Source organism: Tessaracoccus sp. ZS01 (assembly GCF_022342445.1).
In the GTDB taxonomy this organism is placed as follows: Bacteria; Actinomycetota; Actinomycetes; order Propionibacteriales; family Propionibacteriaceae; genus Arachnia.
This window is the reverse complement of record NZ_PQFE01000013.1, coordinates 1-24,023: the sequence shown is the minus strand read 5'-3', so window position 1 is coordinate 24,023 and position 24,023 is coordinate 1. Positions and strand designations below refer to the sequence as shown.

The following is a 24,023-nucleotide window of genomic DNA, read 5'->3' as shown; positions in this document are numbered from 1 at the left end:
TCGCGTAGGCGCAGCCTAGCCGAATGGCGTAGTCAGCGATGGGGCAGACCACTAATCAGAGGATGGGTGAGTCGTGCGCGAGACAGGTAGCGGCCCGAGAGAGCGCCCGAAGCGAGTCCTCCCACTCGACCAATTTGCCTGGCCGAGCGTCGGTGGAGTCCCCGAATGGACGCGCAGGGTGCATGACGTCATTGCGGAAGTCCGCAATGCCCTTCGTTGCGCGGCGCCAGCCGATTCCTTGCTGACGGGTGGCCTCGCGAAAGGCTGGATCTTTGCCGACGATGCAGACGAGGTCATCGAGACTAAGGCACGCGATGTCATCGACGAAGGTGTCTTTGTTGCGCAGGTCCTCCGCAATTCTGACTTGCGCCTCGCGCCGGCTGGGGGATAACTGGGCGATAGCCATCGTCTGATCAGAGAACCTATCCCGGAGGTAGTCGCCCAGTTGGCTCTCTAGATGCGCCAACCGGAGATAGAAGTGACTTCTCACGGGGACCGTGCCTAGGTCTGCTGGAGTGATGAACCCGATGACTCCGCGATCGTCGAGCACGAAGAGGAAGGGTTCCTCGCTCATTCGACGCATCAACGTGCTCAGCGGGGTGTCGCCCGACACGAAGAGATGAGCTGTGAGAGGTGCCATGACCTGGGAGACGGGCGTTTCATCGTCGAAGGTCCCGTCGTTGTCGGCGCGGAACACCCCAACGGGTGCGCCATCGGGGGCCAGCACGGGGGCGCTGTCAAACTGGCGCGCTCGCAGCAGCGCTGCCATCGCCAAGGCAGAGTCTTCGGGCGCGGTCGCGAATGAAGTCGTCAGGGGCGTAGCGATCTCGCGCGCGCGGATCCATGATGGGAACTCCAATTGCTGGCTCACGCCAGACACTCTGTCACTCTTCCCGCCTCGTGGGGGACAGACGAGCCGTCGTCCGGTGCTCGGGAAATCACATCGCGCGCCGTCCCAGCAGAACTTCCAACCTGTGGCCCTGCGACGCATCTTCCTCGTCCTCCGGTTTCCGCTTGTGCGGAGTCTGCTCGTCGAGCCGCATGCCATACTGCTTGGTGGGTTAAGAGATGCGGCCCCAATCCCTCGGAATGGTCGCACGGCAACCGGTAACCGCTCCGGTGCCCTCCGAGGAAGACCAGGCCTCCACAGTCGTAGAGGTCAAGCGGTCTCGTTCCAGCGAGACCTGGAACGAGGAGTTCTAGCATGTCGCCGTTGCCACTTCGTCCCGGTGAGGGTTCCTTCCCGGAAGACCAGATCTCTATCCCCTAAGCGCCGCACCGCAGCCACCCGGACTACGGGGAAGTTCTGCGGCGTCCGCCCTTGGTCCCCCTGGTGGAGTCCTACCGTCAGACGGTCATCCGAATCTGGCCGAACGGGCGCGAGGATGCGCCCGTCGACGTGGTGCCCACCCCCGGCGCCGAGACCGACGGGCCCGAGGCACTGTTCGGGGAGGGGTGTGGGCCGGTCTTTGTAGTGTCGGGCACCCACGCCTTCGGGCGCCTGACCACCCCGGACGAGGACGAGGCCACGCTCGGCGGGCTCTACTGGGGTCTGGGCTTCCAGGGTGAGGACTGGCTGCCGAGCGTGTCGACCTCACCGGAGCGTCAGTGGGTGGAGAAGGGAGCTCTGGTGAAGGGCGTCGACGAGGGTGAGGCGATCTCCACGGCGTCGCATCACGGCCAGGACTTCGTGTTGAGGTGGGACGCCAGTGGACTGACACCGGTAGCGACGCGTGAGGGGGTAGACGTGGGCGGTGACGAGCCGGTGGCGGTTCAGCTGACGCCGGCGCGGACCGGCTGTCCGATGCGTTGCGGCGCTGACGGGGTCTGCAAGATGTACGGGGGACCATGGACGAGCTCCTCGATCACGGCCGCGTACTTCTGGAGCCGGCACTGTGACCTGCTGCTGGATGCCTTTGGCTGCGATGTCTGTGAAGGGGAAGGCGGCGGAGGATTGATCGGTGGCATCGACCTCTTCACTCCGTCACGGGAGGGCGGTTGGCAGCGGGGGGCGCCGCGGACCTTGGCCCAGATCAGGGGCGCCTGATCCGGGTGCCGCTGCGTCCTGGAGCCACGCCACGTTCCCCGGCAAGATCGAGTCGAAACCGACCGAGTGGAGGTGGGGCGGCGGACTTGAGACACGCCCGGCATTGAGGTGTCACGGAAGGGCCTCCGTAGCACCTCAAGCCTCCACTGGTGGAACTGCGCCTTGACGCGGTGGCGCGTGAGAGGATCAGGGGATGCTGTCGAACAACGGCCTCCGTAATGATGCAAGCCCATTCTACGAACCATATGAACAATTGATCGGTGGTTGGTCGCAACTGCACACTGCCCTCAATGAACTTAGCGATGCCTACCCGAGCGAGCAATTCGTATGGCGTGGGCAGGCGGACGCCTCTTGGGGTTTGTGGAGTTCGCTCTACCGTAAGGTCGCTGAGCAACTGGGGAGCGCTCCAATGGAGACGGACATGGTGGCCGCCGAAAGGCGCTTGCTGAGACTAGCCCGAGAAGACTGGAGGCTGGACGGGATTCCGGCTCTGCCTCTATTCGCACAGATGCAGCACGTGGGGGTCCCTACTCGCCTGATCGACGCCACCTTGAACCCTCTCATTGCCGCCTGGTTCGCCGTTTCGTCAGGCGACAAGGACCGGGACGCTCGACTATTCGCGTTCACGGTGAAGGGGAAGATTCAATTGAACACGAAATGGAATGGCAATACTCCCCGGTGGCATCCCAACGCGTTCACCCAGAATCCATCGGACTGGGGGACAGGACTTGGCCGACGAGTATGGCTCCCCCCAGCCCTTCACGCACGGATCCCAGCACAGAGCGCTGCCTTCTTGCTTGATGGTGTCCCAGCCGATGTGACAAAGCAGACCAGCCCCCGATCTGAGTTTGAGCTGGCGTCTTCGTGGACCGCCGCAGAATTGCGGGAGGTCGCGTCGATCCCATTGAAGTTCACGCGGATCAGACCAGAGTCGCGACCTCCATCCAAGGGACTGGTCTTCACCTATCGCATCTCTGCCCGGGCCAAGAGCGAAATTCGTGCACAGCTAGAGGATCGCTTCGGGTATCGCTTCGCGACGATCTACGCCGACATCGAGGGCTTGGCTACATATCTAGCGAAGCGCCCGGATGCGTTGGTCCAGGACTAAGTCAGGGGCCTTCTTCCCGCCCGGCGGCCAGCGCAACTTATCTCCCCGCCGACTCCTTGTCGCGGATGTTCAGCGCCTCGTGCATCCGTCTCTGGGAACCGGCGAGGTGCCGGGTCAACTCCGCCGCGAAGGCCTCCGTGTCCCCCTTGAGCGTCAAGTCCATCAACTCCGTGTGATCCGAGGCCGAGGGCCCAAGATCCGAGTCCTGGGAGTTCGTCACCTCCAGGAGTGTCGCGAAGATGGGCCGGTACTGCTCCCACAGGCTGAGCAGGCGCGGGCTCCCCGAGTTCACGTAGTACTCGGTGTGGAAGGCGAGGTCCGCCTTGGCGTAACGCGGGCGGTCGTCGGCCAAAGCCGCCTGTCGCATCTCCTCAACCAGTTCCTGCGCCCCCTCCCAGTCCGCGGCGTCGGAGGTTGAAATCGCCAGCCGGCAGGAGAGCTGTTCAGCGGCCTCTCGGATGGCGTAGAGCTCGTCGATGTCGGCGGCGGCGAACGACTTCACGTAGATGCCCCGGCGCCGCGACTCGAGCAACCCCTCCCCGGTGAGAAGGCGCAGCGCGTCGCGAACAGGCCCCCGACTCACGCCGAACTTGTCGGCGAGCGCGTCCTCCACTAGATGCGTACCCGGGGTAATCCTGCCTTGGACGATGTCCAGCCGCAAGAAGTCGGCAAGCCGGTCCCCAAGCGACACGGAGCGGAGGCTGTACATGCGGAACCCTTCGTTGGCTGAAAGCAGATGGCTCTCTGCTTGTGTTGCGCCCAACTATAGTGCTAACGTCAGTCAACGGTAAACCGTTAACCGTTAACGAAGATGTTAGGTATCGCAAATGGTTGTTCCTGAAGTGCTCTCTGCACTCACCGTCCCCTTCACAGCTGCGGGGGAGGTCAACTTCGAGGCTCTCCGCGCCAACGTGGAGCGCCTGGAGCCCCTCGTCGACGGCGTTTTCGCCGCAGGCACGACGGGCGAGTTCCCATCACTCTCTCTCGACGAGCACGCCCGTATCGTCGAGACCGCCCTCGATGTCTTCGGCCCCGCCCGGGTCGTCGTCCACGTGGGTGCCCCCAGCACGCGCCAGTCCCTCGAGCTCACCCGCAGCGCCGTCTCCCTCGGGGCCAAACGCTTCGCAGCGATCACCCCCTACTACCTGCCCGCCAGCGTCGATGGCATCACGCGGCACTGGGCTGCCATCAAGGTGGCGTGCGGCGGCGAACTCTACGGCTACATCTACCCCGACGTCGCCGTTACCGACCTCCTTCCGCAGGACCTGCCTTCGGTCCTGGGTAGCGGGATCGACGGCCTGAAGGTGTCCGCCACGGCCAGCGGCCGCGTCGATGAATACCTAGCGGCCGGACCCGACGGTTTGAAGCTCTGGTCCGGCAACGACGCGGATCTCCCGCATGTGATGGCCGCGGGCGGCAACGGCACGGTGTCGGGTGTCTCCGGCGCCTGCCCGGAGCCGTGGGCAGCGTTCCGCGAGGCGTACCGCGCCGGCGACGAGGACGCCATGGCCGCAGCCCAGCAGCAGATTGAACTCATCGTGCCTCTGTTGGGCCCCAGCATCGCCAACCTCAAGTACGCGCTGACCCTGCAGGGGCTCGACGGTGGGGCGTGCCGGATGCCCATCGACCAGCCGTCCGACGATACTAAGCGCGCAATCACCGAGGCGCTGCGAGCCATCGGCTTGCTGCAAGGATCCTGACATGGGACGTGTACTAGTAGGGCCTGTGCGCTTTCGAGAGCTGTGCCCGGTGGCGTGCGAAATGTTGGAGTCGGCCGGCCATGAGTTGATCCTCAACACCGCGTCGGTGCCGTTTCTGCGGGACGAACTGGAGGGCTTCGCACCCAGCATCGACGCGGCGATCGTCGGCATGGACGACTGGGACGCAGACCTCATTGGGCGGGCCCCCAACCTCAAGATCCTGTCGAAGCTGGGCGTGGGTATCGACAACATCGACGGCGGCGCGGCCCGAGAATCCGGCGTCGACGTGACCAACGCTCCGGGCGGGAACGCCAACGCCGTCGCCGAACTGGCGCTCGGTCTGATGCTGGCCGCCGCGCGGCAGATCGTGCAGCAGGACCGCACGCTGCACGCCGGGGGCTGGGACCGGATGACCGGCGTCGAGATCACCGGCAAGACCGTGGGCCTGCTGGGCTTCGGGATGACCGCGCAGAACCTGGCTCGCCGGCTGAGGGGTTTCGAGGTGGAACTCGTCGCCTACGACCCGTGGGCAGATCCGGCCCGCGCCGCTGAGTTGCAGGTCCGGCTCACATCGTTCGACGAGGTGGTCTCCGGCTGCGACTTCCTGAGCGTCCACCTGCCGCACACCACCGACACCCACCACATCGTCTCGCGCGAACAGTTCGCCTCGATGCGGCCGGGCAGCATCCTCGTCAACACCAGCCGGGGCGGCGTCGTCGACGAGGCCGCGCTCTATGATGCGCTCGCCTCAGGGGTCCCGGTGGCGGCGGGCATCGACGTGTGGGAGGTGGAGCCCCCCTCCGCTGACCATCCCCTTCTCTCGCTCCCCAACGTCGTGGGCACCTGTCACGGTGCCGCCGATACCTACGAGGCCTACGACAAGGTGGGCCGCGTCACAGCGCTAGCAATCAACGAACGGCTTGCCGGACGCAAGCCCCTCAACATCAGAAACTGACAACGAAGGGATTCGACCAATGAAGCTCACCCGAAACTTTGCTGCTGCGGCAGCCGCCGTCACCCTCATCCTGCCCCTCGCCGCCTGCGGCGGGGGAGCAGGCGAGGTGGCCCAGGACGAGGAGGTGACCTCGATCACCGTCGTGTCCGGGAACAACCCCTGGGTCCAGGGCATCGAGAAGCACCTCGCTGAATACAAGGAGGAGACCGGCGTCGAGGTCAACATCGAGACCTACGGCAACGAGCAGCTCAACGACCAGTACAAGGTGAAGCTCAACTCCTCAGACTCCAACTTCGACGTCATGGTCTTCCAAGTCCAGGACGTGATGCGCGAGTTCTCCCGCAACCAGTGGCTCACCGACGTCTCGGACAAGGTGGGTGCAGAGGGCTGGAACTGGGAGGACTTCCAGGAGTCGTCCCGCGACGCCGTCACCCTCGACGATGCCATCTACGGCGTGCCGCTCATGACCGAGCGCCACGTCATGTATTACCGCAAGGACCTCCTCGAGGAGGCTGGCATTGAGGTGCCGACCACCATGGAGGAACTCGAGGCGGCGGCCAAGGCACTGAACAACCCGGACGAGAACATGACCGGCATCGCGATGCGCGGGCAGAACGTCCCCGCCGTCACCCAGTTCTCCTCGTTCCTGTACTCCTTCGGTGGGGACTTCCAGGACGGGGACACCGCCACCGTCAACACCCCCGAGGCGATCGAGGCCTACGAGACCTATGGGCGGCTCCTCCGCGAGTCCGGGCCTGCCGGCGTGACCTCGATGGGCTGGGTTGAGGCCTCCGCCCTGTTCGCGCAGGGAAGGGCCGCGTTCTACCTGGACGCCGACTCCCAGGCCTACACGTTCCTGGACCCCGATTCGTCGGCAGTTGTGGACACCGTGGACTACGCGCCGTTCCCGGCCGGACCTGCTGGCGCCCACCCGTACAGCATCGTGCCGTGGACCGCTGGCATCAACGCCTACTCGGAGAAGAAGGACGCAGCCTGGGACTTCATCCAGTGGGCCACCAGCGAAGACATGTTCAAGTCGCTGATGGCCGACGACACGGTGCCTTCGCCGCGCGTCTCCAGCTGGGAAGATGAAGCCGCTACCTCGGCGTTCCCGGCGGGTCTAGTGGCCAACGTCAAGGCCACGGCCGAGACCGCCATCGGACACGACCGCCCGCAGCTCGAGCAGGTGGCACGATCCCGCGAGTTCGTCGGTGCCCCCATCGTGACCGCCATCGACGGCGGCGACGTCGCCGCAGCAGCGGAGCAGGCCAACACCCAGTTCCAGGAGCTCCTGGACAGCGACGGCGAGTAAACCCCACCCTCATCTGGTGGCCGCGCCTGACGGCGCGGCCACCACTAGCAAGGAGGCGCTGCATGACAGCAACGACCACCACCGCGGCCCCCAGCGCTGTGCAGCGCTCGAGTGCCGCCAGCACCTGGGTCAACAAGCGGGTGCGGGGAATCTTCATCCTTCCCTCGATCATCTACATCGCCGTGATGATCATCTTCCCCATCGGATACACGGTCTTCCTGTCCTTCACCAACGCGCAGGGGGCCGTCTCGAGGCCGTTCCGATTCGTCGGCCTCGACAACTACATCTACTGGTTCACCGACACGGCTAGGTTCTGGCCAGCGGCGGGCAGGACCGTCTACTACACCGTGTTCGCGCTGGCATTGGAATTACTGCTGGGCCTCGGCATTGCGCTCCTGCTGCGGCGGACGTTCCGCGGGCAGGGTCTCGTGCGCGCGGCGATCCTCATGCCACTGGTCGCCACCCCCGTCGCGATCGGCATGATGTGGCTGCTCATCCTGGAGCCGAACATCGGCATGGCGAACTACGTGCTGCAGAGCCTTGGGCTGTCGGAACAGGGGTTCCTGACAGACCCGGGCCAGGCCCTGAATACGCTCATCTGGATCGACGTGTGGCAGTGGACCCCCATGATGGCACTCATCCTGCTGGCCGGTCTGACCTCGCTGCCGGATGAGCCCTACGAGGCTGCGGCCGTCGACGGTGCCAACGCCTGGCAGCGCTTCCGCCACCTCACCGTCCCCATGCTGTGGCCCACCATGGCGGCAGCGACGATGCTGCGCGCGATCGACGCGTTGAAGTCCTTCGACATCATCTACGCGACGAAGGGGCGCGGCGGCGGCTCCAGGCACGAGGCCGAAACCCTGAACATCCTGGCCTACGGCGAGAGCTTCGAGTACTCGATGTACGGACGCGCCTCTGCCCTGCTGATGGTGTTCCTGCTCCTCATCGTCGGGTCGCTGGCCGTGATCCAGATCCTCAGAAGGGCGGGCCAACGATGACTGCCACCACCACTCCTGGCCGTCGCCAGATGAGCGCGAAGGACAAGAAGAAGACCCTCGGGATCCTGCGCGTAGTGGCGATCAGCGTTGTGCTGACCGTGCTCCTGCTGCCCATCGCCTGGATGTTGCTGGCGTCCTTCCGACGGAACCTCGACATCGTCGACCCAAGCCGATTCCTCCAGGGCGCCTTCACGTGGAGCAACTACGCCAACGTGCTGGACCGCTACGACTTCGCGCCTTTCGTGTTCAACTCGTTCTTCGTGGCTTTGGTCTCCACCTTGATCGCGCTCCTGGTGGGTGCGCCCGCGGCGTATGTGATCGCCCGCTACCGGATCAAGAACGCCACGGCGTTCCTGATGCTGGCCCGCGTGCTGCCCGGCGTGAGCCTTCTGGTGCCGTGGTACTTCGTGTTCTCCAACCTCGGCCTGGTGGGTGGCTACCCCGTGCTGATCGCCACCCACGTCTTCGTGACCCTGCCGTTCGTCGTAGCTGTGATGGCCGGCTTCTTCGACGGCGTCCCCGTCGACCTTGAGGAGGCGGCGCAGGTGGACGGACTCACGAAGATCGGCGCATTCCTGCGCGTCGCGCTTCCGCTCTCGGTCCCGGGCCTCGCGACCGCCGCGATCCTGGCGTTCATCTTCAGTTGGAACAACTTCCTCTTCGCGCTGGTCCTGTCCAGCCAGCAGACGCGGACGCTCCCCGTGGCGATCTCCAACTTCACCGCCTACGCCTCCGTCGACTGGGGCGGCCTCATGGCGGCCTCGGTGATCATCACGCTTCCGGTCATGCTGGTTGCGTTGGCCGCGCAGAAGTACGTGGTGTCCGGCTTGACCGCCGGCGCGACGAAGGGCTGATGATGCGAGACGCCCAGATCGTCGTCATCGGCTCGGCCAACGTCGACCATGTGGTGGAAATCGATCATCGCCCGGCCGGCGGAGAGACCATCCTCGGGTCGGATCTGGTGTTCACTCCCGGCGGTAAGGGGGCCAACCAGGCAGTTGCTGCTGGTCGGCTCGGCGGTGCCGTCGCCTTCGTGGGCGCGCTTGGCGCGGACGGGGCGGGCGAACTGCTGCGCGGTTCGCTCCTCGACGCGGGTGTGGATCTGCGGGGGTTGGGTGAGTCCGAGGCGCCCACCGGCCTGGCGATCATCATGCTGACCCCGGACGGGGAGAACTCGATCATCGTGGCTCCCGGCGCGAACCGACACGTGACGCCAGAGCGCGTGGCGGAGGTCGGCGGGATGATCGCCGGCGCAAGGGTCGTCGTCGCCCAACTGGAGATCCCGATGGAGACGGTGGTGGCCGCTGCGCAACTGACCCGGGAGGGTCGCTTCGTGCTGAACGCCGCCCCGCCCCGTGATCTGCCACCGGAGCTGTTGAAGGTATGCGACCCGCTCGTGGTCAACGAGTCCGAGGCCGCCTATCTGCTGGAACGAAACGGCAACCAGAGAGGAGAGGAGTTGGCCGTAGCTCTCCTCGGCCTGGGTGTGCGGTCCGTCGTCGTGACGATGGGAGCGGAAGGCGCGTACGTGGCGGGCGGGGATGCCCTGCCAGTGCACGTGCCCGCTGTGCGGGTCACTGCCATCGACACGACTGGCGCTGGTGACTCGTTCGTCGGGGCGTTGGCCGTGAGGCTGGCAGAGGATGCCAGCCTGGTTGAGGCGGCGGGTTTCGCTACGCGGGTGGCCGCCGTGTCAGTGGGTCGTCGTGGGGCTCAGGAGTCTTACCCGACGCTCAGTGAGGTGCTGACCGATAGAGACGGTATGCAGCCGGACCGCACCCGCGGCAGGTGATGTACCGTCTGCTCATGCCCGCCCTCACCCGACGACCCCCCGGACACTCTCCCGGGATCGCCACCACGGAGCGGATCCGTGAGGTCAACGTCTCGCGCATGCTGGACCTTCTCCATCGGGGTGGCGCACAGTCGCGAGCGGCCTTGACCAGGCAGATGGGCCTCAACCGCTCCACGATGGGCGTCCTCATCGCCCAACTGGTGGACATGGGCATCGTCACCGAATCCGAACCCGTGGCCCACGGGCACGGCCGCCCCAGCCCCATCGTCGCGCTCGACCCCAACCTGGTGGCCATCGCGATCAACCCGGAGGTCGGGATGCTGCGCGTCGCCGCGGTTGCGTCCGGCGGGCGGCTCCTGGAGCGGGTGTCGCTCCCGCTGGACGACCTGCCGTCCGGGCGGCGGGTGGCGGAACTCGCAGCCCAGGCAACGGCGGAGATGCTCCAGCAGCACCCCGAGTGGCAGCTGCTCGGTGCGGGTGTCGCAGTGCCGGGGCAGATCCGGCTGGAGGACGGCTCGGTGAGCGAGGCGACCCACCTCGGGTGGACCGACGAACCCCTGTCCGCCTATATCGCCGAGGCCGTGGGGGTTCCCACATGGGCCGCCAATGCCGCCATCCTCGCCCTCCGTGCAGAGAGCACCTTCGGGGCGGGCCGCGATCGCGATGATCTCTTCTACATGATCGGCGGCCCCTCAGGCATCGGCGGGGGAGCAGTGGAAGACGGGCGACTCCTGGTTGGTGCCCAAGGCTTCGCCGGCGAGATCGGGCACGTCGCGGTCAAGCCAGGCGGCGCAGCGTGCCATTGCGGGGGACGAGGGTGCCTCGAGGCGGAGGTCACCGCAGCCCGTCTGTGCAAAGCGCTGGGCAGCGCGGATTGCTCCATCGAGGAACTGGTGGAGCAGTGGCTCCGCCGCAGGGACGAACCCCAATTGCAGGAGCTGGAGGAGGAGTTGAGCGCTCACCTCGCGGTGGCGCTGCGCAACGTCGTCAACCTCTTCAACCCCGGCACCATCCTCATCGCCGGCTTTCTTGCCGCGCTCGTCGAGGGCAAGAGCGTCGACGAGTTGGTGCCGGAAGCAATCCGGTCCAGCCGTCAAGGGCTCAGCATCCTTCCCGCCGATGTGCCCAACGCCGTGCTGTTGGGCGCCGCGGAACTCGTCTTCTCCGAGTTCATCCTCGCGCCGGCCGCCCTGACCTGAGCCGGCAGATCTAAGCGGGCCGCCCATAGGTCGCAGGCACCCACCCCGCTGAACGCGCCGGGGACCGCTGACGCCCAGATTGTTCTGCCTAGAAACCAATCTGCCGAAAGGGGTTGCAAGGCCGCCGCTCGTCGGGTTATGTTTGCGACACCAACAAAAGCATCGGAGTTGCTGCAGCTGTCGGCTGGCCAGCAATCCTACGAGGAGGTAGTGATGCTCAAGAAGATCCTGGGCGCGACGGCGGCAGCCGCATTGTTGCTGTCCGGCTGCGGCGGCGACGCCGCAAGCGACCCCCAATCCGGCTCCACCACCGGCGGCGCCGCAACGGGCGCCGCGGCGGAGGGCGGCGAACTGACTCTCTGGCACTACGAAGGTGCCAACTCGGCCATGGGTATCGCCTGGGCAGAGGCCATCAAGGTGTTCGAGGAGGAGACCGGCGCCACGGTCAACTTCGAGGAGAAGTCCTTCGAACAGATCCGCTCGACGGCCAGCCAGGTCCTCAACTCGGACGAGGCGCCTGACGTGATGGAGTTCAACAAGGGCAACGCGACGGCTGGGCTCCTGGCCAGCCAGGGCCTCCTGGCCGACATCAGCGGCGCCGTCGACGAATACGGCTGGGACGACAAACTGGCACCGGCGCTCCAGACGACGGCACGGTACAACGAGAACGGCGTGATGGGCTCTGGCCCCTGGTACGGAATCCCGAACTACGGCGAGTTTGTGACCGTCTATTACAACAAGGCGATGTTCGAGGAGTCAGGTCTTGAGGTGCCCACCACCTACGAGGACTTCATCGCTGTCATGGATGCTTTCGTGGCCGAGGGCGTGACCCCACTGGCCACCGCCGGCCTCGAGTATCCGCTCGGTCAGCTGTGGTACCAGCTCGCGCTGAGTCAGGCCGACCGCCAGTGGGTCAACGATTACCAGCTGTATGAAAACCCCCTCGACTGGAACGGCAAACCCATCACCTACGCCACCGACACTCTTCTTGAGTACGTCGACAAGGGCTATGTCTCTGAAGACGTCTCCGGCATCAAGGCGGAGGATGCGGGCTTGGCCTTCAGGGGTGGACAGTCGCCGATGTTCGTCTCCGGTTCGTGGTGGTACGGCCGCTTCGTCGATGAAATTGAAGGCTTCGAATTCGGGCTGTTCCCGTTCCCCGGCAGCGAGCTCAGCCTCGGTTCCTCGGGCAACCTCTGGGTCGTCCCCGAGAACGCCGAGAACAAGGAGCTCGCCTACGAGTTCATCGACATCACCATGCGCCCCGAAATCCAGGCAATCCTGGGCAACAACGGGGGCCTTCCCGTCGCCGCGGACGAGGCTGACATCACCGATGAGAAGAGCCTTGAACTCATTCAGGCGTTCAATGCGGTCAACGAGCAGGACGGCCTGTCCTTCTACCCCGACTGGGCCACCCCCACCTTCTACGACGTGATCGTCGCCCAGCTCCAGGAACTCGGCAACGGCACCAAGAGCCCGGCTGAGGTGCGGGAGGGTCTCGCGGCGGAGTACAACTCCTACGCCGAAGAGGTCAGCTAGTTGACAGCGGCGGGGCGGCCACCCGGCCGCCCCGCCCTCGATTCTCGCGCCACCCGCCATTCACCCGAGCCGGCACCCCACGAAGGAGTAGGGCTGTGACTGCTGTTCCCACCATCAAGCGAGCCAAACGCCCGCGATCCATCGAAGAGCCGCTGATCCCTGAACGTAGCCGGCGCTCGCTCATCTACTGGCTCTACCTGATTCCCGGCTTCGCGCTGCTCACGTTGGTGGTGCTCATCCCCCTGGGTTGGAACATCTACCTGAGTTTCACGTCCTGGCGTGGCATCAAGCCTCCCGAGTTCATCGGCTTCGACAACTGGCTCAAGCTCTTCGGCGACGACAAGTTCTGGGCCTCGTTCAGCAACAGCCTCTGGATGATCGTCGCCATGGTGATCGTGCCCACGTTGATCGGGCTCATCCTGGCGGCGCTCCTGTTCGACCTGGTGGGACGCAAATTCGGCGGCAAGGTCGCCAGCTTCCTCCGCGCCACGTACTACCTGCCTCAGATCCTGCCGGCGGTCATCGCGGGCATCGTGATCGGCTGGATCCTGCGGCCTCAGGACGGGGCCCTGAACACCATCCTCGAGAGCGTCGGCCTGGGCTCACTCACCCACAACTGGCTGGGCTCGCCTGATACAGCGCTCGCCAGCATGATGGTGGTGCTCGTGTGGATCCAGATCGGCTATCCCGTCGTCATCTTCATGGCCGCCCTCCAGAGGGTGAACCCCGAGTTGTACGAGGCTGCGGAACTCGACGGCGCCAATTGGATTCAGCGGTTCCAGGCGATCACCGTCAGCATCATCCGTCCAGAGATCTTCGTTGTCACCCTCACCTGCACCATCGCAGCGCTGAAGGTGTTCGGCCCCATCTATGTGCTCACCAGGGGAGGGCCGGGCACATCGACGATCGTTCCCGCCTACTACGCATACAGCGAGTTCTTCCAGTCACAGCAGGTGGGCTACGGCGCCACGATCGCCACAGCGCTGACCATCGTCATCAGTGTGGTCGCCATTCTCTTCATCCGCGCTCAGAACGCGATGGAGCGCAAGGAAAGCGCAGGCCTGTGATGACCACCAGCACCCTTACTCCGGTCCAGACCAAGAAGCGTGGTCGGGGCGGAATGCTCAAGCGTCGTCCCATGGACTGGCTGCTCCTCGCCTTCGCCATTGCGGCTGCCGTGGCCATTGTGGCCCCCTTCTATCTGATCCTGGTGAACTCCTTCAAGTCGCCTGCCGAGTACTCCGCTGGAGGCCCATTGGCACTGCCCAAGGGTCTGTACCTCGACGGCATCATGGCCTTCTGGGAGCGCGTCGACTTCCCACGGAAGGTGTGGAACTCGTTCTTCATCTCCGGCCTCGTCGCCGTCTTCGCAGTCATCATTTCCGTACTCAACGCTTTCGCGATCGGCATCGGCAGAATCAAGGGCCGCTCCTGGGTGGTGTTGGCGTTCCTGCTGGCAAACCTCCTGCCGCAGGAGGCGCTCCTCTACCCGCTCTACTACATGTTCAAAAGCATGGGGCTCTACAACAACGTGTGGTCCGTGATCATCATCTTCACGGTCATCCAGGCAGCATTCGGCACCTACCTGTTGGCATCGGTATTTGGGGCTTTTCCCAGGGAGATCCTCGAAGCCGCCGCGATGGACGGTGCCAGCCGCTGGCGGATCCTCACCCGGGTGATCTATCCCATCAGCCGCCCCACGCTGTCGGTCCTGCTGATCTTCTTCTTCATCTGGACGTGGAACGAGTTCCTGATCCCGCTCACGTTCCTGGTCTCCAACGCCAACCAGACGGTGCCCGTGGCCATCTCCGTGCTCCAGGGCGACCGGCTCATGGACGTCACCACCACCTCCGCGTCTGCTCTGTTGGGCCTGATCCCTACCCTCATCTTCTTCCTCATCTTCCAGCGCACCCTCACGCGCGGCATCACCGCAGGAGCAGTCAAGTAATGAAATTCACCGATGGTTTCTGGCAGATCCGGCCCGGCGTCCGGCCCCTGTATGCGCAGGAGGCCTACGACATCTGGGAGTCCGACGAGACCCCGGACGGCCCCGGTCTGGTCATCACGGCACCCACCAAGGAGATCGCGAAGCGCGGCGACGTGCTGAACCGGGCCGTGCTCACGACCACGCTGTCGTCGCCCTGCGAGGGCGTCATCCGCGTGCGGATCGCCCACCACATCGGCGGCCGTCCGGTGCAGGGGTTCGACCTGCCCGGCCGCGTCGAGGGGGGTGCCGGCACGGTGTCGATGGCGGCCGACCACGCCAGCCTCGCCAGCGGCAGCCTGGTGGCCCGCATCAACCAGGGATCACCCTGGCAACTGGCATTCGAGAGCGACGGTCGACGGCTGACCGGAAGCGGCCACAAGGCACAGGGATACCTGCGGCTCGACGTTGACGCCCAGGTGGACCCGGGCCTCATCGACAACGCCCGCGAGGGAGCGCCGGTACCCCGGCCCCGAACCTTCGTCCACGAACAACTCGACCTGGGGGTGGGGGAGGCCATCTACGGGCTCGGCGAGCGGTTCGGGCCCCTGGTGAAGAACGGCCAAACCGTGGAGATCTGGAACGCCGACGGCGGCACTTCCAGCGAGCAGGCCTACAAGAACGTGCCCTTCTATCTCTCCAGCCGCGGCTACGGTGTGCTGGTCAACGACCCCGGTCACGTCTCGTTCGAGATCGGCTCGGAAGCGGTGGAACGCGTCCAGTTCTCCGTGCCCGGTGAGGTGCTGGAGTACTTCGTCTTCGACGGGCCGACGCCCAAGGACGTGGTGCGGCGCTACACCGGGTTGACGGGCAGGCCCCCCGTCGTCCCCGCCTGGTCCTGGGGCCTCTGGCTCTCCACGTCCTTCACCACCGACTACGACGAGGCCACCGTCACGAGCTTCGTCGACGGCATGGCGGAGCGCGACCTGCCGGTGTCGGTGTTCCACTTCGATTGCTTCTGGATGCGTGAGTTCAACTGGACGGATCTCGTGTGGGATCGCCGGACCTTCCCGGACCCGGATGCCATGCTGATGCGCCTCCGCGAGAAGGACCTGAAGATCTCCGTGTGGATCAACCCGTACATCGCCCAGCGCTCTGCGCTGTTCACGGAGGGAGCCGAGAACGGCTACCTGGTGAAGAGGCCCGACGGCACGATCTGGCAGTGGGACCTCTGGGTGGCCGGCATGGCTCTGGTGGACTTCACCAACCCCGACGCGGTCACGTGGTTCCAGGAGAAGCTGCGCGGCCTGCTGCGGCAGGGGGTCGACGCCTTCAAGACAGACTTCGCCGAGCGCGTCCCCGTCGACGTCGTGTGGCACGACGGGTCAGACCCGGCGCGGATGCACAACCGCTACACGCACCTCTACAACAAGGCCGTCTTCCACGTGATCGTGGAGGAGAGGGGTGAGGGCGAGGCCGTCCTCTTCGCCCGATCCGCCACCGCCGGCGGCCAGACGATGCCGGTGCACTGGGGCGGCGACAACACGTCCACCTTCGAGTCCATGGCAGAGACCCTCCGGGGCGGCCTGTCGCTGGTGATGAGCGGGTTCGCGCACTGGAGCCACGACATCGGCGGCTTCGAAGGCACCCCGGATCCGTCCGTCTACAAACGATGGACGGCGTTCGGGCTCATGGGGTCCCACTCCCGCTTCCACGGCTCGAACTCCTACCGGGTGCCGTGGGCCTTCGATGATGAGGCCGTCGAAGTCACCCGCGTCTTCACCCACCTCAAGATGCAGCTCATGCCGTACCTGTTCCAGGTGGGGATGGAAGCGACCAAGACAGGGCTCTCCATCATGCGGCCCATGCAGGTGGAGTTCGCCGGCGACCGCGCAGTCGACTACCTCGACCGCCAATACATGCTGGGGTCCGACCTGCTCGTGGCGCCAGTCTTCTCGCACGAAGGTGACGTGGAGTTCTACCTTCCGGCGGGCGCCTGGACGAACCTGCTCACGGGGGAGGAGGTCCGAGGTGGCGCCTGGCGCACCGAGCGCCACGGTTTCACCAGCCTTCCGCTGTACGTGCGGGAAGGCGCGGTGCTGCCCATCGGCGCGGTGAAGACCCGCCCTGATTACCACTACGTCGACGGCCTCGTCCTGCGGGTCTTCCCCGGTGGGTCGGGCGAGCAGACCGTAACCGTGACCAACCCGGACGGCACCGCCGTCGACTTCACGGTGGAGCGATCCGACGGTGGCGTGAGGATCACCTCAGCCACCGGCGAGGGCTGGAGCGCGGCCCTCGGGCTGGGCGACGCGGTGGCGGCAAATGCCGGCGTCGTGGAGCTGAAGGCATGAACGCCGGCAGCCCGGACTACCGGGATTCCGGGCTGGTGTTCCCCGACGGCTTCACCTTCGGTTCGGCCACCGCCTGCTACCAGGTGGAGGGCGCCGCACAGGAGGACGGACGCGGCCCGTCGATCTGGGACACCTTCAGCCGCGCGCCCGGCAAGGTGTGGAACGGGGACACCGGCGATGTGGCATGTGACCACTATCACCGCTGGGAGAGCGACCTCGACCTGATGCAGGATCTGGGGTTGGACGCCTACCGGTTCTCGATCGCGTGGCCGAGGATCATCCCCGGCGGCGTCGGCGCCGTGAACCAGAGGGGGCTGGACTTCTACTCGCGGCTCACGGACGGTCTGCTCGAGCGGGGGATCGAGCCAGTGGCCACCCTGTACCACTGGGACCTGCCCCAGCCGCTCGAGGACGCTGGTGGTTGGCCTGTTCGTGCGACGGCGGAGGCCTATGCCGAGTACGCCACCGTCGTGGGGGCGGCGTTGGGAGACCGGATCCACACGTGGACGACGCTGAACGAACCATGGTGCTCGGCGTACCTGGGCTACGGGCAGGGCGGGCACGCGCCCGGCCGCACCGAACCCGCCGCGGCCCTGGCGGCGGTCCATCACCTGAACCTCGCACACGGTCTGGGACTGCAGGCGCTGCGGTCCGCGTCCACCGGGTCGCCGGAGTACTCCGTGACGCTCAACTTCCACGTGCTGCGCGGCGTGGGCGACGGAGGCGCCGAGGCCGTCCGGCGGGTGGACGCGCTGGCGAACCGCGCCTTCACCGGCCCCATGCTGCGCGGGTCCTATCCCGAGGACCTGATTGAGGACACATCAGCAGTCACGGACTGGTCGTTCGTCCTCGACGGCGACCTCGCGAGCGTGCACCAACCCCTCGACGTGCTGGGCGTCAACTACTACTCCACCACCACCGTCGGGCTCTGGGATGGACGGTCACCACGGGCGAATGCCGATGGGCACAAGCCGTCGACCGGCACCGCGTGGCCGGGTTCGCACGACGTCGTGGAGTTCCATGAGCAGGCCGGCCCGCACACGGAGATGGGATGGAACATCGCGCCCGAAGGGTTGCACGAGCTGCTGGTGAGCCTCCGTGGGCAGTTCCCCGACCTGCCGCTGATGGTGACCGAGAACGGCGCCTCGTTCGCTGACGTGGTGGCGGCGGACGGATCTGTGCCAGACGCGGAGCGCGTGGACTACCTGCGGAGGCATCTGACCGCGGCGCACCGGGCATTGAGCGACGGCGTCGATCTCAGGGGCTACTTCGTCTGGTCCCTCCTCGATAACTTCGAGTGGGGTTACGGGTACGCCAAGCGGTTCGGGATCGTCCGGGTGGATTTCGATACGCAGGAGCGCACGCTCAAGGACAGCGGGAAGTGGTACCGCCGGTTGGCCACGACGCGAGTGTTGCCGTAGCGGTGACGCGTCCTTCGCGCGTGCCGGATCTCCCTGCGTTGCTAGCTGCATCTCCGGCACCAACCACCCTCGAGGCCGGCTCGGTCGTCGACGGGGACCTGGGCGTGCTGGGCCTCTAAGCCCGGCTCACCAGGCGGTGGCGATGCTGACCGCCAGGATGACCACCGCGGCCATCGCGCAGGCCAGTTCCACGAGGATCCCGATGCCCAGCGCCTTGACGGTCGTCCAGCTGGTGGCCAGCGCCATGCGGAAGTCGCGTAGCCGGTACCACTCGGCCAGCAGGAGGCCGAGCACGAAGCCGATCGGCAGGCCCAAACCGGGAAGCACGAAGACGCCGACGACCCCGGCGACGACACCGATGACGACGGGCCACTTGGGTACCTGACGCTGTTGGAGCGAGCGGCCGGTCAGCATCCAGCTGCTGAGGGCACCGAAGATCAGTAGCAGTGCGGCGAAGCCGAACGCGATCCATCCCCAGGACGAGCCGCCCCAGATCGCCCATACGAGTGCGCCGATGCCGATGGCGAGGCTGCCGGGCAGGACGGGCACCACGATCCCCGTGAGCCCGACGAGGGCCAGGACGCCGGCGGCGAGGGCGGCGATCATCTCTGCAGTCATCTTGCAAGACTATGTCCCGGCGCGTGCACCTGCTGGCTTCGCGCCCCGGGGCGCGAGCCTTCCCGCTGCCCTCAGCCGGCGGTTCCCATGCTCCTCGATGCGACCCGAGGCGCCGCGACGTACAGAGCCAGGCCCAGCGCAACCCAGGTGGCCAGGGTCAGCAGCGCCCATCCGCCGCCCGCGCCGTCGAAGTAGGCGACGGCGCGCACCAGCGTGCCGGCCGCGCCGGGTGGCAGGAGTTGCCCCAGAGTCGCCACGCCGGCGGGCAGCCACACCGCGCTGGTGGCGATGCCCGCGAACGGGTTGCCGATGAACATCATCGTCATGGCCGCGACGGTGAAACCCTTCGCGCCGAGGGCGTCGTTGAGCGCGGCCAAGGGCACGGCCAGGGCCGCGATGCCGAGCGCGATCGCCGCACCCACGGACCAGACCGACCCGTCGATGCTCCCAAAGGCGTAGCGCAGCACGGTCGAGACGACGAACCCGCCCACCAGCGAAAAGCCCAGCAACCCCACCAGGACCAGGCGCCGGTGTCCGGGCAGGAGTTTGCGGAACGCGACGGCGGGCACGATGCCGCCGAACACCAAGGGGAAGGCGAGGCCGCCGATGCCCGCGCCGATGGGGTCGCCGTCGGGAAGGGGTACGACGTCGTCGACGGTGGCTGCCAGGCCCAGCTGTGCGGCGACTGCGCTGCCGGTGGCGGCGACGGTGCCGGAGATCGCGGTGGATCCGGCGCTGGCGACGGCGACCCGGGCAGACCCGCCACGGGTGAGATCGAGCCCGCCCAGCACCTCCTTGGAGCGGATGGCTTCGTCCAGTTCCGCGCTGGAGCTGAGTTGCTCGACGAGGTACCCGCCCGGCGCGTGCTCCCCCAACGCCGCGGCGATCGCGTCGACGGTGGGTCCCTCCGCGACTACCCCCAGCGGGAGGTCACGGGGGCCTGACTTCAGCGTCGGCATGATGAACAGCAGCAGGAGGCCGACGAGGATGACGGAGAGGCCGGCGGTGAGGCCGAACCAGCGGACGGCTCGCGCGCGCCTGCGCAGCGTGGGACGGATGGGGGCTTCGGTGGTGACGGGCATGCGTTCCTTGCGTTATGGAGGAAAATCCTCCGCTTACGGAGAAGTTTCCTCCGGATAGGATGACGAAGTCAAAACCAGGGAGGTGAAGGCGGTCATGAGGGCAGACGCGTTGGCACGTCGACGCCGTATCCTCGACGAGGCACGTCACCTGTTCGCCGGGCAGGGAGTCGCCGTTCCGCTGGAGACCGTGGCGCAGGCAGCGGAGGTTGGCATCGCGACGTTGTACCGCAACTACCCAGACCGCGACGCGCTCGTCATCGCCGTGATGCTCGACCTTCTGGCAGACATCGACGCCGCCGTCGCAGCGGCAGCGGAGGGGCTGGACGCAGACCCGGAGGCGACGTGGGCCGAGCTGGTCGACCGCCTCGTCGCCCTGGAGGTCGGGGCACTTACCCACGCCTTGTCCGGGCAGGTTGCAGATCTCCCGGCTGAAGTGACCGAGGCGCAGGAGCGCTCCCTCGCCGGCGTCTCGGCTGTGTTGAAGGCGCTGAGCGACAGGCGGGCGGTGAACTCAGACCTGAGCGCGGTGGAGTTCATCGCGGCCATAGCGATCCTGACCCGCCCCCAGCCTGAGGCGATCCACCGGGCCGCGCCCGGCGTCGTCGCCCGTCTTGTGGCCGCGTTCGTCGGCTCCACCCGACCGTAGGTCGTAGCTCAGCAGCTCAACCGAGCCAGGTGGTGCTCCGGCGGGCAAGCTCGAACACCTTCTCGACGGTGTGCTGAGGGAGTCGCTCCGGCAAGCGCCGGAGGTGCCTCACCAGGCGGCTGCGGTTGATGACGGTGACGTCCTCGGGTGCCGCCTTCACGACGAAGGTGTCGGCGTTCACCGGCACGACCATGCCGCGCACGGCGACGGCGAAGCCTGCGGCCTTCCCGAGGAGCTTGGCTGCCCTGCTGGCCTCGTGGCGCGAGTTGCGGATATAGGGCTGGCGCACGCCGTTGACCATGAACGTGTTGCCGCCCACCCATACCTTCATCCCGGCGTGGTTCTTCGAATTGATGGTGAAGACGCCCGCTGGACCGATCAGTAGGTGGTCGATGTCTGAGTCCTTCGTTCCCACCGGGATCGAGTGAAGGAAGCGCCATCGTGGATCCGCCTTCCGCAATCTCTCGAGCTCAGCGGCCACCAGCCGCTCACCGATGGCACCCCGCTCCCACGGCGAGCGCGCGTGCTTCCCAAGAAGGATGCTTCGCAGGATGGTGGCGCGCTGGCCGACCGCGTGGGCGGCGTCGATCTGTGCCTGGAGCGATACGCCCGGTGTGTTGTGGATGAGGTCGAGGACGGGAGTGGGCTTGCTGGGGACTGCCCCGACGGCCCGTCCCGGGGGGCGGGATGCGGTGAACGCCGCGGGATCCTTCGGCCTCGCCGGCGGCTTCGTCGATTGGCTCGGCTCGGCACTTGGGCGGCGCCAATAGCCAACGGCCGCCTCGAGTTCCGCGGAGAGCTCCGGTGACTCTGGGTGCAGCGTGTGGGCATCCATGTCCTGATAACCCAGCTGCACCCCGTCACTGGAGCGAATCACGTATAAGCGATCCTTACCGAAGTGCTTCCACCGCTTGAAATTGAACGCGGTCGACGACTGGTCCCCCATGGGCCGAGGCTAGCCGCGATCCATCCGGACCGCGGCCAGCCCGCCAGAATCAGGCGCTCTGCGCCTCGGAGATGTCCAGGTACACCTGTGCACCCATCTCCCTGAACTCCCGCGACTTCGCCGCCATGCCCGACTCCGCGTCGACACCGGAACCGAACCGGGCCCTGATGTCGCCGCTGATCTTCATCGAGCAGAACTTCGGCCCACACATCGAGCAGAAGTGCGCCGTCTTCGCCGGCTCCGCGGGCAGGGTCTCGTCGTGGAACGCGATGGCGGTGTCCGGGTCGAGCGAAAGCGCGAACTGGTCGTGCCACCGGAACTCGAACCGCGCCTTACTCAAGGCGTCGTCGCGGACCTGCGCCCCGGGGTGACCCTTGGCGACATCAGCGGCGTGGGCCGCAATCTTGTACGTGATGACGCCCGTCTTCACGTCGTCGCGGTTCGGCAGCCCCAGGTGTTCCTTGGGGGTGACGTAACAGAGCATCGCGGTGCCGTGCATGGCGATCACTGCGGCCCCGATGGCGGAGGTGATGTGGTCGTACCCCGGGGCGATGTCGGTGACCAGCGGCCCCAGCGTGTAGAACGGCGCGCCGTGGCACCAGTCCTGCTCGAGGCGTACGTTCTCCTCCACGAGGTTCAGCGGGATGTGGCCGGGGCCCTCCACCATCACCTGCACGTCGTACTCCCAGGCCCGCTTCGTCAGCTCGGCGAGCGTGCGCAGCTCGGCGAACTGAGCATCGTCGTTCGCGTCGGCGATGGAGCCGGGCCGCAGCCCGTCGCCCAGGCTGAACGAGATGTCGTAGGCCGCGAAGATCTCGCACAGTTCGTCGAAGTGCTCGTAGAGGAACGACTCCCGGTGGTGCGCGAGCATCCAGCCGGCCATGATCGACCCACCCCGGCTGACGATGCCCGTGACGCGATCAGCCGTCAGCGGCACGTACCGCAGGAGGACGCCGGCGTGGACGGTCATGTAGTCGACGCCCTGCTCGGCCTGCTCGATGACCGTGTCCCGGTACACCTGCCATGTGAGCTCCTCGGCCTTGCCGTCCACCTTCTCCAGCGCCTGGTAGAGCGGCACGGTACCGATGGGCACGGGGCTGTTGCGGACGATCCATTCGCGCGTGGTGTGAATGTCGTCACCGGTGGAGAGGTCCATCACTGTGTCGGCGCCCCAGCGGGTAGCCCACGTCAGCTTGTCCACCTCCTCCGCGATGGAACTGGTGACGGCGGAATTGCCGATGTTGGCGTTGACCTTCGTCAGGAACGCCCTGCCGATGATCATCGGTTCGGTCTCAGGGTGGTTGATGTTGGCGGGGATGATCGCTCGGCCGGACGCCACCTCTTCCACCACCTTCTCGACGGCGACGCCCTCGCGCAGCGCCACGTAACGCATCTCCGGGGTGACGACGCCCTTGCGGGCATAGTGCAGCTGCGTCACCCTCTTGCCGGGTATGGCTCGGATGGGGTCCTGCCTGCGGCCACGCCATTCATCGGAGGCCGCGCCACGACGCACGGCCGCCCGGCCGTCGTCGGCCAGGCCGGCGGAGCGCGCCGAATGGAGTTCAGTGTCACCTCGCCCGGCAATCCACTCCCGGCGCTTCGGGGCAAGCCCTTCCACAGGATCGACGGTGGGGCCACATGTGCGGTAGACGTGCACGTCGGCATTGGGGACGTCACCAGGGGAGTCCGCCAAGCTGATGGCGGTGACCGCGACGTGGATGTCGCCATCGGAGATGGTGACGGCACGATGCTGCGGATGGATTTCCATCTGACTCTCTTCCTTCGCCGGCATGACCCGGACAGGTTCGACGGTCGCAAGCGGCATCAGCTTGATCTCAGCCCGTGCCCGGGCACCCGTGGGGTGTCTGAAGCCAACCACAGCGGGAGCTCACCGCCACCGACGTCTCATGGCGAACGCTCCGCACTCGCCTCGTGGGAGCACAAGCCCCTGTCAGGACGACATCGCCTCGCGACTCGACGCGACGCGCAGCCAGCAGGCGAGCCCAGCCCTACACCGATTTTGACTTCTCCGCAGAGTCTGTCTAGTATTGGCCTTCGCGCAAGCGACTGCTGAACAAGCAAAACCCCCAGTCACATGGGAATTCATGCTTATTTGCGGCTGATCCACCCAGATCAAGCGATTTGACACGGGGGAGGCCAACAAGTAAAGTTCTGCGGGTTGCCCAAGCGGCAAATACAACTCAACGGAACAAGCCAAACCGGCCGATTTGACAGGCTGGAACACGGCAAGTAAAGTTGATCGAGTTGCCCCAAGCGGGAATCGCACGGAAAATGGTGTGGTTGAAGCGTGGGTCGCACCCGAAACTTGAGAACTCAACAGTGTGCTTTAAGTCAATGCCAAATACATGCACTGGCAAGGCT

Annotated in this window: 22 protein-coding genes and 2 riboswitches; of the genes, 15 read left to right on the top strand and 7 right to left on the bottom strand. The window is 66.1% G+C overall.

The features are described 5' to 3' along the window. Positions 1–55: 55 nt before the first annotated feature. A complete protein-coding gene (locus C3E87_RS11095; protein ID WP_158069082.1) occupies positions 56–871 on the bottom strand; it encodes a CBS domain-containing protein in 816 nt (271 codons plus the stop codon). 188 nt (positions 872–1,059) lie between these two features. Then, positions 1,060–1,172, top strand: a riboswitch (SAM riboswitch). A 161-nt stretch (positions 1,173–1,333) separates the two neighbouring features. Here C3E87_RS11095 and C3E87_RS11090 point away from each other — a divergent pair. Then, on the top strand, positions 1,334–2,047 hold the full coding sequence (locus tag C3E87_RS11090; protein WP_076062776.1) for a hypothetical protein: 714 nt from the start codon (positions 1,334–1,336) through the stop codon (positions 2,045–2,047). 193 nt (positions 2,048–2,240) lie between these two features. Next, complete coding sequence (locus C3E87_RS11085; RefSeq protein WP_076062773.1) at positions 2,241–3,155, top strand: FRG domain-containing protein; 915 nt, start codon at positions 2,241–2,243, stop codon at positions 3,153–3,155. A gap of 37 nt (positions 3,156–3,192) precedes the next feature. Here C3E87_RS11085 and C3E87_RS11080 read toward each other — a convergent pair whose 3' ends face one another. Further along, a complete protein-coding gene (locus C3E87_RS11080) occupies positions 3,193–3,864 on the bottom strand; it encodes a GntR family transcriptional regulator (RefSeq protein WP_076062771.1) in 672 nt (223 codons plus the stop codon). A 118-nt stretch (positions 3,865–3,982) separates the two neighbouring features. Between C3E87_RS11080 and C3E87_RS11075 the strand changes: the two genes are divergently transcribed. The 12 genes from C3E87_RS11075 (at position 3,983) to C3E87_RS11020 (ending at position 18,349) form a co-directional block, all read left to right on the top strand. Then, the gene (locus C3E87_RS11075; protein WP_076062768.1) at positions 3,983–4,855 is read left to right on the top strand and encodes a dihydrodipicolinate synthase family protein; all 873 of its coding nucleotides are present in this window, start codon (positions 3,983–3,985) and stop codon (positions 4,853–4,855) included. 1 nt (position 4,856) lies between these two features. Continuing rightward, on the top strand, positions 4,857–5,810 hold the full coding sequence (locus C3E87_RS11070) for a phosphoglycerate dehydrogenase (RefSeq protein ID WP_076062766.1): 954 nt from the start codon (positions 4,857–4,859) through the stop codon (positions 5,808–5,810). A 19-nt stretch (positions 5,811–5,829) separates the two neighbouring features. After that, complete coding sequence (locus tag C3E87_RS11065) at positions 5,830–7,122, top strand: ABC transporter substrate-binding protein (protein ID WP_076062763.1); 1,293 nt, start codon at positions 5,830–5,832, stop codon at positions 7,120–7,122. A 62-nt stretch (positions 7,123–7,184) separates the two neighbouring features. Continuing rightward, positions 7,185–8,120: a carbohydrate ABC transporter permease gene (locus tag C3E87_RS11060; RefSeq protein WP_076062760.1), complete on the top strand. Its 936-nt coding sequence runs from the start codon at positions 7,185–7,187 to the stop codon at positions 8,118–8,120. Further along, positions 8,117–8,974 (top strand): carbohydrate ABC transporter permease, encoded by an 858-nt coding sequence (locus tag C3E87_RS11055; protein WP_198928293.1) that lies wholly within the window; start codon positions 8,117–8,119, stop codon positions 8,972–8,974. The genes C3E87_RS11060 and C3E87_RS11055 overlap by 4 nt, the downstream gene beginning before the upstream one ends. Further along, positions 8,974–9,912, top strand: coding sequence for a ribokinase (locus tag C3E87_RS11050; protein WP_233120794.1), 939 nt, complete (start codon positions 8,974–8,976; stop codon positions 9,910–9,912). Before C3E87_RS11055 ends, C3E87_RS11050 begins: the two co-directional genes overlap by 1 nt. 14 nt (positions 9,913–9,926) lie before the next feature. Then, positions 9,927–11,111, top strand: a complete 1,185-nt coding sequence (locus tag C3E87_RS11045; RefSeq protein WP_076062890.1) for an ROK family protein — start codon at positions 9,927–9,929, stop codon at positions 11,109–11,111. A 213-nt stretch (positions 11,112–11,324) separates the two neighbouring features. Beyond that, positions 11,325–12,650 (top strand): extracellular solute-binding protein, encoded by a 1,326-nt coding sequence (locus C3E87_RS11040; protein ID WP_076062755.1) that lies wholly within the window; start codon positions 11,325–11,327, stop codon positions 12,648–12,650. 95 nt (positions 12,651–12,745) lie between these two features. Continuing rightward, complete coding sequence (locus C3E87_RS11035) at positions 12,746–13,717, top strand: carbohydrate ABC transporter permease (RefSeq protein ID WP_083665602.1); 972 nt, start codon at positions 12,746–12,748, stop codon at positions 13,715–13,717. After that, on the top strand, positions 13,717–14,598 hold the full coding sequence (locus C3E87_RS11030) for a carbohydrate ABC transporter permease (RefSeq protein ID WP_076062752.1): 882 nt from the start codon (positions 13,717–13,719) through the stop codon (positions 14,596–14,598). The genes C3E87_RS11035 and C3E87_RS11030 overlap by 1 nt, the downstream gene beginning before the upstream one ends. Then, positions 14,598–16,928, top strand: a complete 2,331-nt coding sequence (gene yicI, locus C3E87_RS11025; RefSeq protein ID WP_083665601.1) for an alpha-xylosidase — start codon at positions 14,598–14,600, stop codon at positions 16,926–16,928. Before C3E87_RS11030 ends, yicI begins: the two co-directional genes overlap by 1 nt. Further along, positions 16,925–18,349, top strand: a complete 1,425-nt coding sequence (locus C3E87_RS11020) for a GH1 family beta-glucosidase (protein ID WP_076062749.1) — start codon at positions 16,925–16,927, stop codon at positions 18,347–18,349. Before yicI ends, C3E87_RS11020 begins: the two co-directional genes overlap by 4 nt. Positions 18,350–18,475: 126 nt before the next feature. Here the strand turns inward: C3E87_RS11020 and C3E87_RS11015 are convergent, their stop codons facing one another. Together C3E87_RS11015 and C3E87_RS11010 are read right to left on the bottom strand one after the other, a co-directional pair. Further along, complete coding sequence (locus C3E87_RS11015; RefSeq protein ID WP_076062746.1) at positions 18,476–18,967, bottom strand: DUF456 domain-containing protein; 492 nt, start codon at positions 18,965–18,967, stop codon at positions 18,476–18,478. Positions 18,968–19,038: 71 nt separating this feature from the next. Next, positions 19,039–20,049 (bottom strand): hypothetical protein, encoded by a 1,011-nt coding sequence (locus C3E87_RS11010; RefSeq protein WP_076062743.1) that lies wholly within the window; start codon positions 20,047–20,049, stop codon positions 19,039–19,041. 94 nt (positions 20,050–20,143) lie between these two features. Between C3E87_RS11010 and C3E87_RS11005 the strand changes: the two genes are divergently transcribed. Further along, positions 20,144–20,695, top strand: coding sequence for a TetR/AcrR family transcriptional regulator (locus C3E87_RS11005; RefSeq protein WP_076062883.1), 552 nt, complete (start codon positions 20,144–20,146; stop codon positions 20,693–20,695). 16 nt (positions 20,696–20,711) lie between these two features. On the opposite strand, the gene C3E87_RS11000 is transcribed toward C3E87_RS11005, so the two are convergent. The 3 genes from C3E87_RS11000 to C3E87_RS10990 form a co-directional block, all read right to left on the bottom strand. After that, positions 20,712–21,572, bottom strand: a complete 861-nt coding sequence (locus C3E87_RS11000) for a nuclease-related domain-containing protein (protein WP_158069080.1) — start codon at positions 21,570–21,572, stop codon at positions 20,712–20,714. Positions 21,573–21,690: 118 nt separating this feature from the next. Next, positions 21,691–23,409 (bottom strand): phosphomethylpyrimidine synthase ThiC, encoded by a 1,719-nt coding sequence (gene thiC, locus C3E87_RS10995; protein ID WP_076062738.1) that lies wholly within the window; start codon positions 23,407–23,409, stop codon positions 21,691–21,693. Then, positions 23,401–23,509, bottom strand: a riboswitch (TPP riboswitch). (Overlaps the previous gene by 9 nt.) Before the next feature lie 333 nt (positions 23,510–23,842). Beyond that, positions 23,843–24,023, bottom strand: a 181-nt coding sequence (locus tag C3E87_RS10990; RefSeq protein WP_233120793.1) for a hypothetical protein, incomplete at its 5' end; no start/stop codon positions are given.

Excerpts from the sequence above, each read along its gene's own strand:
- C3E87_RS11045 (WP_076062890.1), top strand. The coding sequence starts at position 9,927 with ATGCCCGCCCTCACCCGACGACCCCCCGGACACTCTCCCGGGATCGCC.
- C3E87_RS11050 (WP_233120794.1), top strand. The coding sequence starts at position 8,974 with ATGATGCGAGACGCCCAGATCGTCGTCATCGGCTCGGCCAACGTCGAC.
- C3E87_RS11070 (WP_076062766.1), top strand. The coding sequence starts at position 4,857 with ATGGGACGTGTACTAGTAGGGCCTGTGCGCTTTCGAGAGCTGTGCCCG.
- thiC (WP_076062738.1), bottom strand. The coding sequence starts at position 23,409 with ATGGAAATCCATCCGCAGCATCGTGCCGTCACCATCTCCGATGGCGAC.
- C3E87_RS11055 (WP_198928293.1), top strand. The coding sequence starts at position 8,117 with ATGACTGCCACCACCACTCCTGGCCGTCGCCAGATGAGCGCGAAGGAC.
- C3E87_RS11065 (WP_076062763.1), top strand. The coding sequence starts at position 5,830 with ATGAAGCTCACCCGAAACTTTGCTGCTGCGGCAGCCGCCGTCACCCTC.
- yicI (WP_083665601.1), top strand. The coding sequence starts at position 14,598 with ATGAAATTCACCGATGGTTTCTGGCAGATCCGGCCCGGCGTCCGGCCC.
- C3E87_RS11060 (WP_076062760.1), top strand. The coding sequence starts at position 7,185 with ATGACAGCAACGACCACCACCGCGGCCCCCAGCGCTGTGCAGCGCTCG.
- C3E87_RS11010 (WP_076062743.1), bottom strand. The coding sequence starts at position 20,049 with ATGCCCGTCACCACCGAAGCCCCCATCCGTCCCACGCTGCGCAGGCGC.
- C3E87_RS11075 (WP_076062768.1), top strand. The coding sequence starts at position 3,983 with ATGGTTGTTCCTGAAGTGCTCTCTGCACTCACCGTCCCCTTCACAGCT.
- C3E87_RS11080 (WP_076062771.1), bottom strand. The coding sequence starts at position 3,864 with ATGTACAGCCTCCGCTCCGTGTCGCTTGGGGACCGGCTTGCCGACTTC.
- C3E87_RS11015 (WP_076062746.1), bottom strand. The coding sequence starts at position 18,967 with ATGACTGCAGAGATGATCGCCGCCCTCGCCGCCGGCGTCCTGGCCCTC.
- C3E87_RS11030 (WP_076062752.1), top strand. The coding sequence starts at position 13,717 with ATGACCACCAGCACCCTTACTCCGGTCCAGACCAAGAAGCGTGGTCGG.
- C3E87_RS11020 (WP_076062749.1), top strand. The coding sequence starts at position 16,925 with ATGAACGCCGGCAGCCCGGACTACCGGGATTCCGGGCTGGTGTTCCCC.
- C3E87_RS11040 (WP_076062755.1), top strand. The coding sequence starts at position 11,325 with ATGCTCAAGAAGATCCTGGGCGCGACGGCGGCAGCCGCATTGTTGCTG.
- C3E87_RS11005 (WP_076062883.1), top strand. The coding sequence starts at position 20,144 with ATGAGGGCAGACGCGTTGGCACGTCGACGCCGTATCCTCGACGAGGCA.
- C3E87_RS11085 (WP_076062773.1), top strand. The coding sequence starts at position 2,241 with ATGCTGTCGAACAACGGCCTCCGTAATGATGCAAGCCCATTCTACGAA.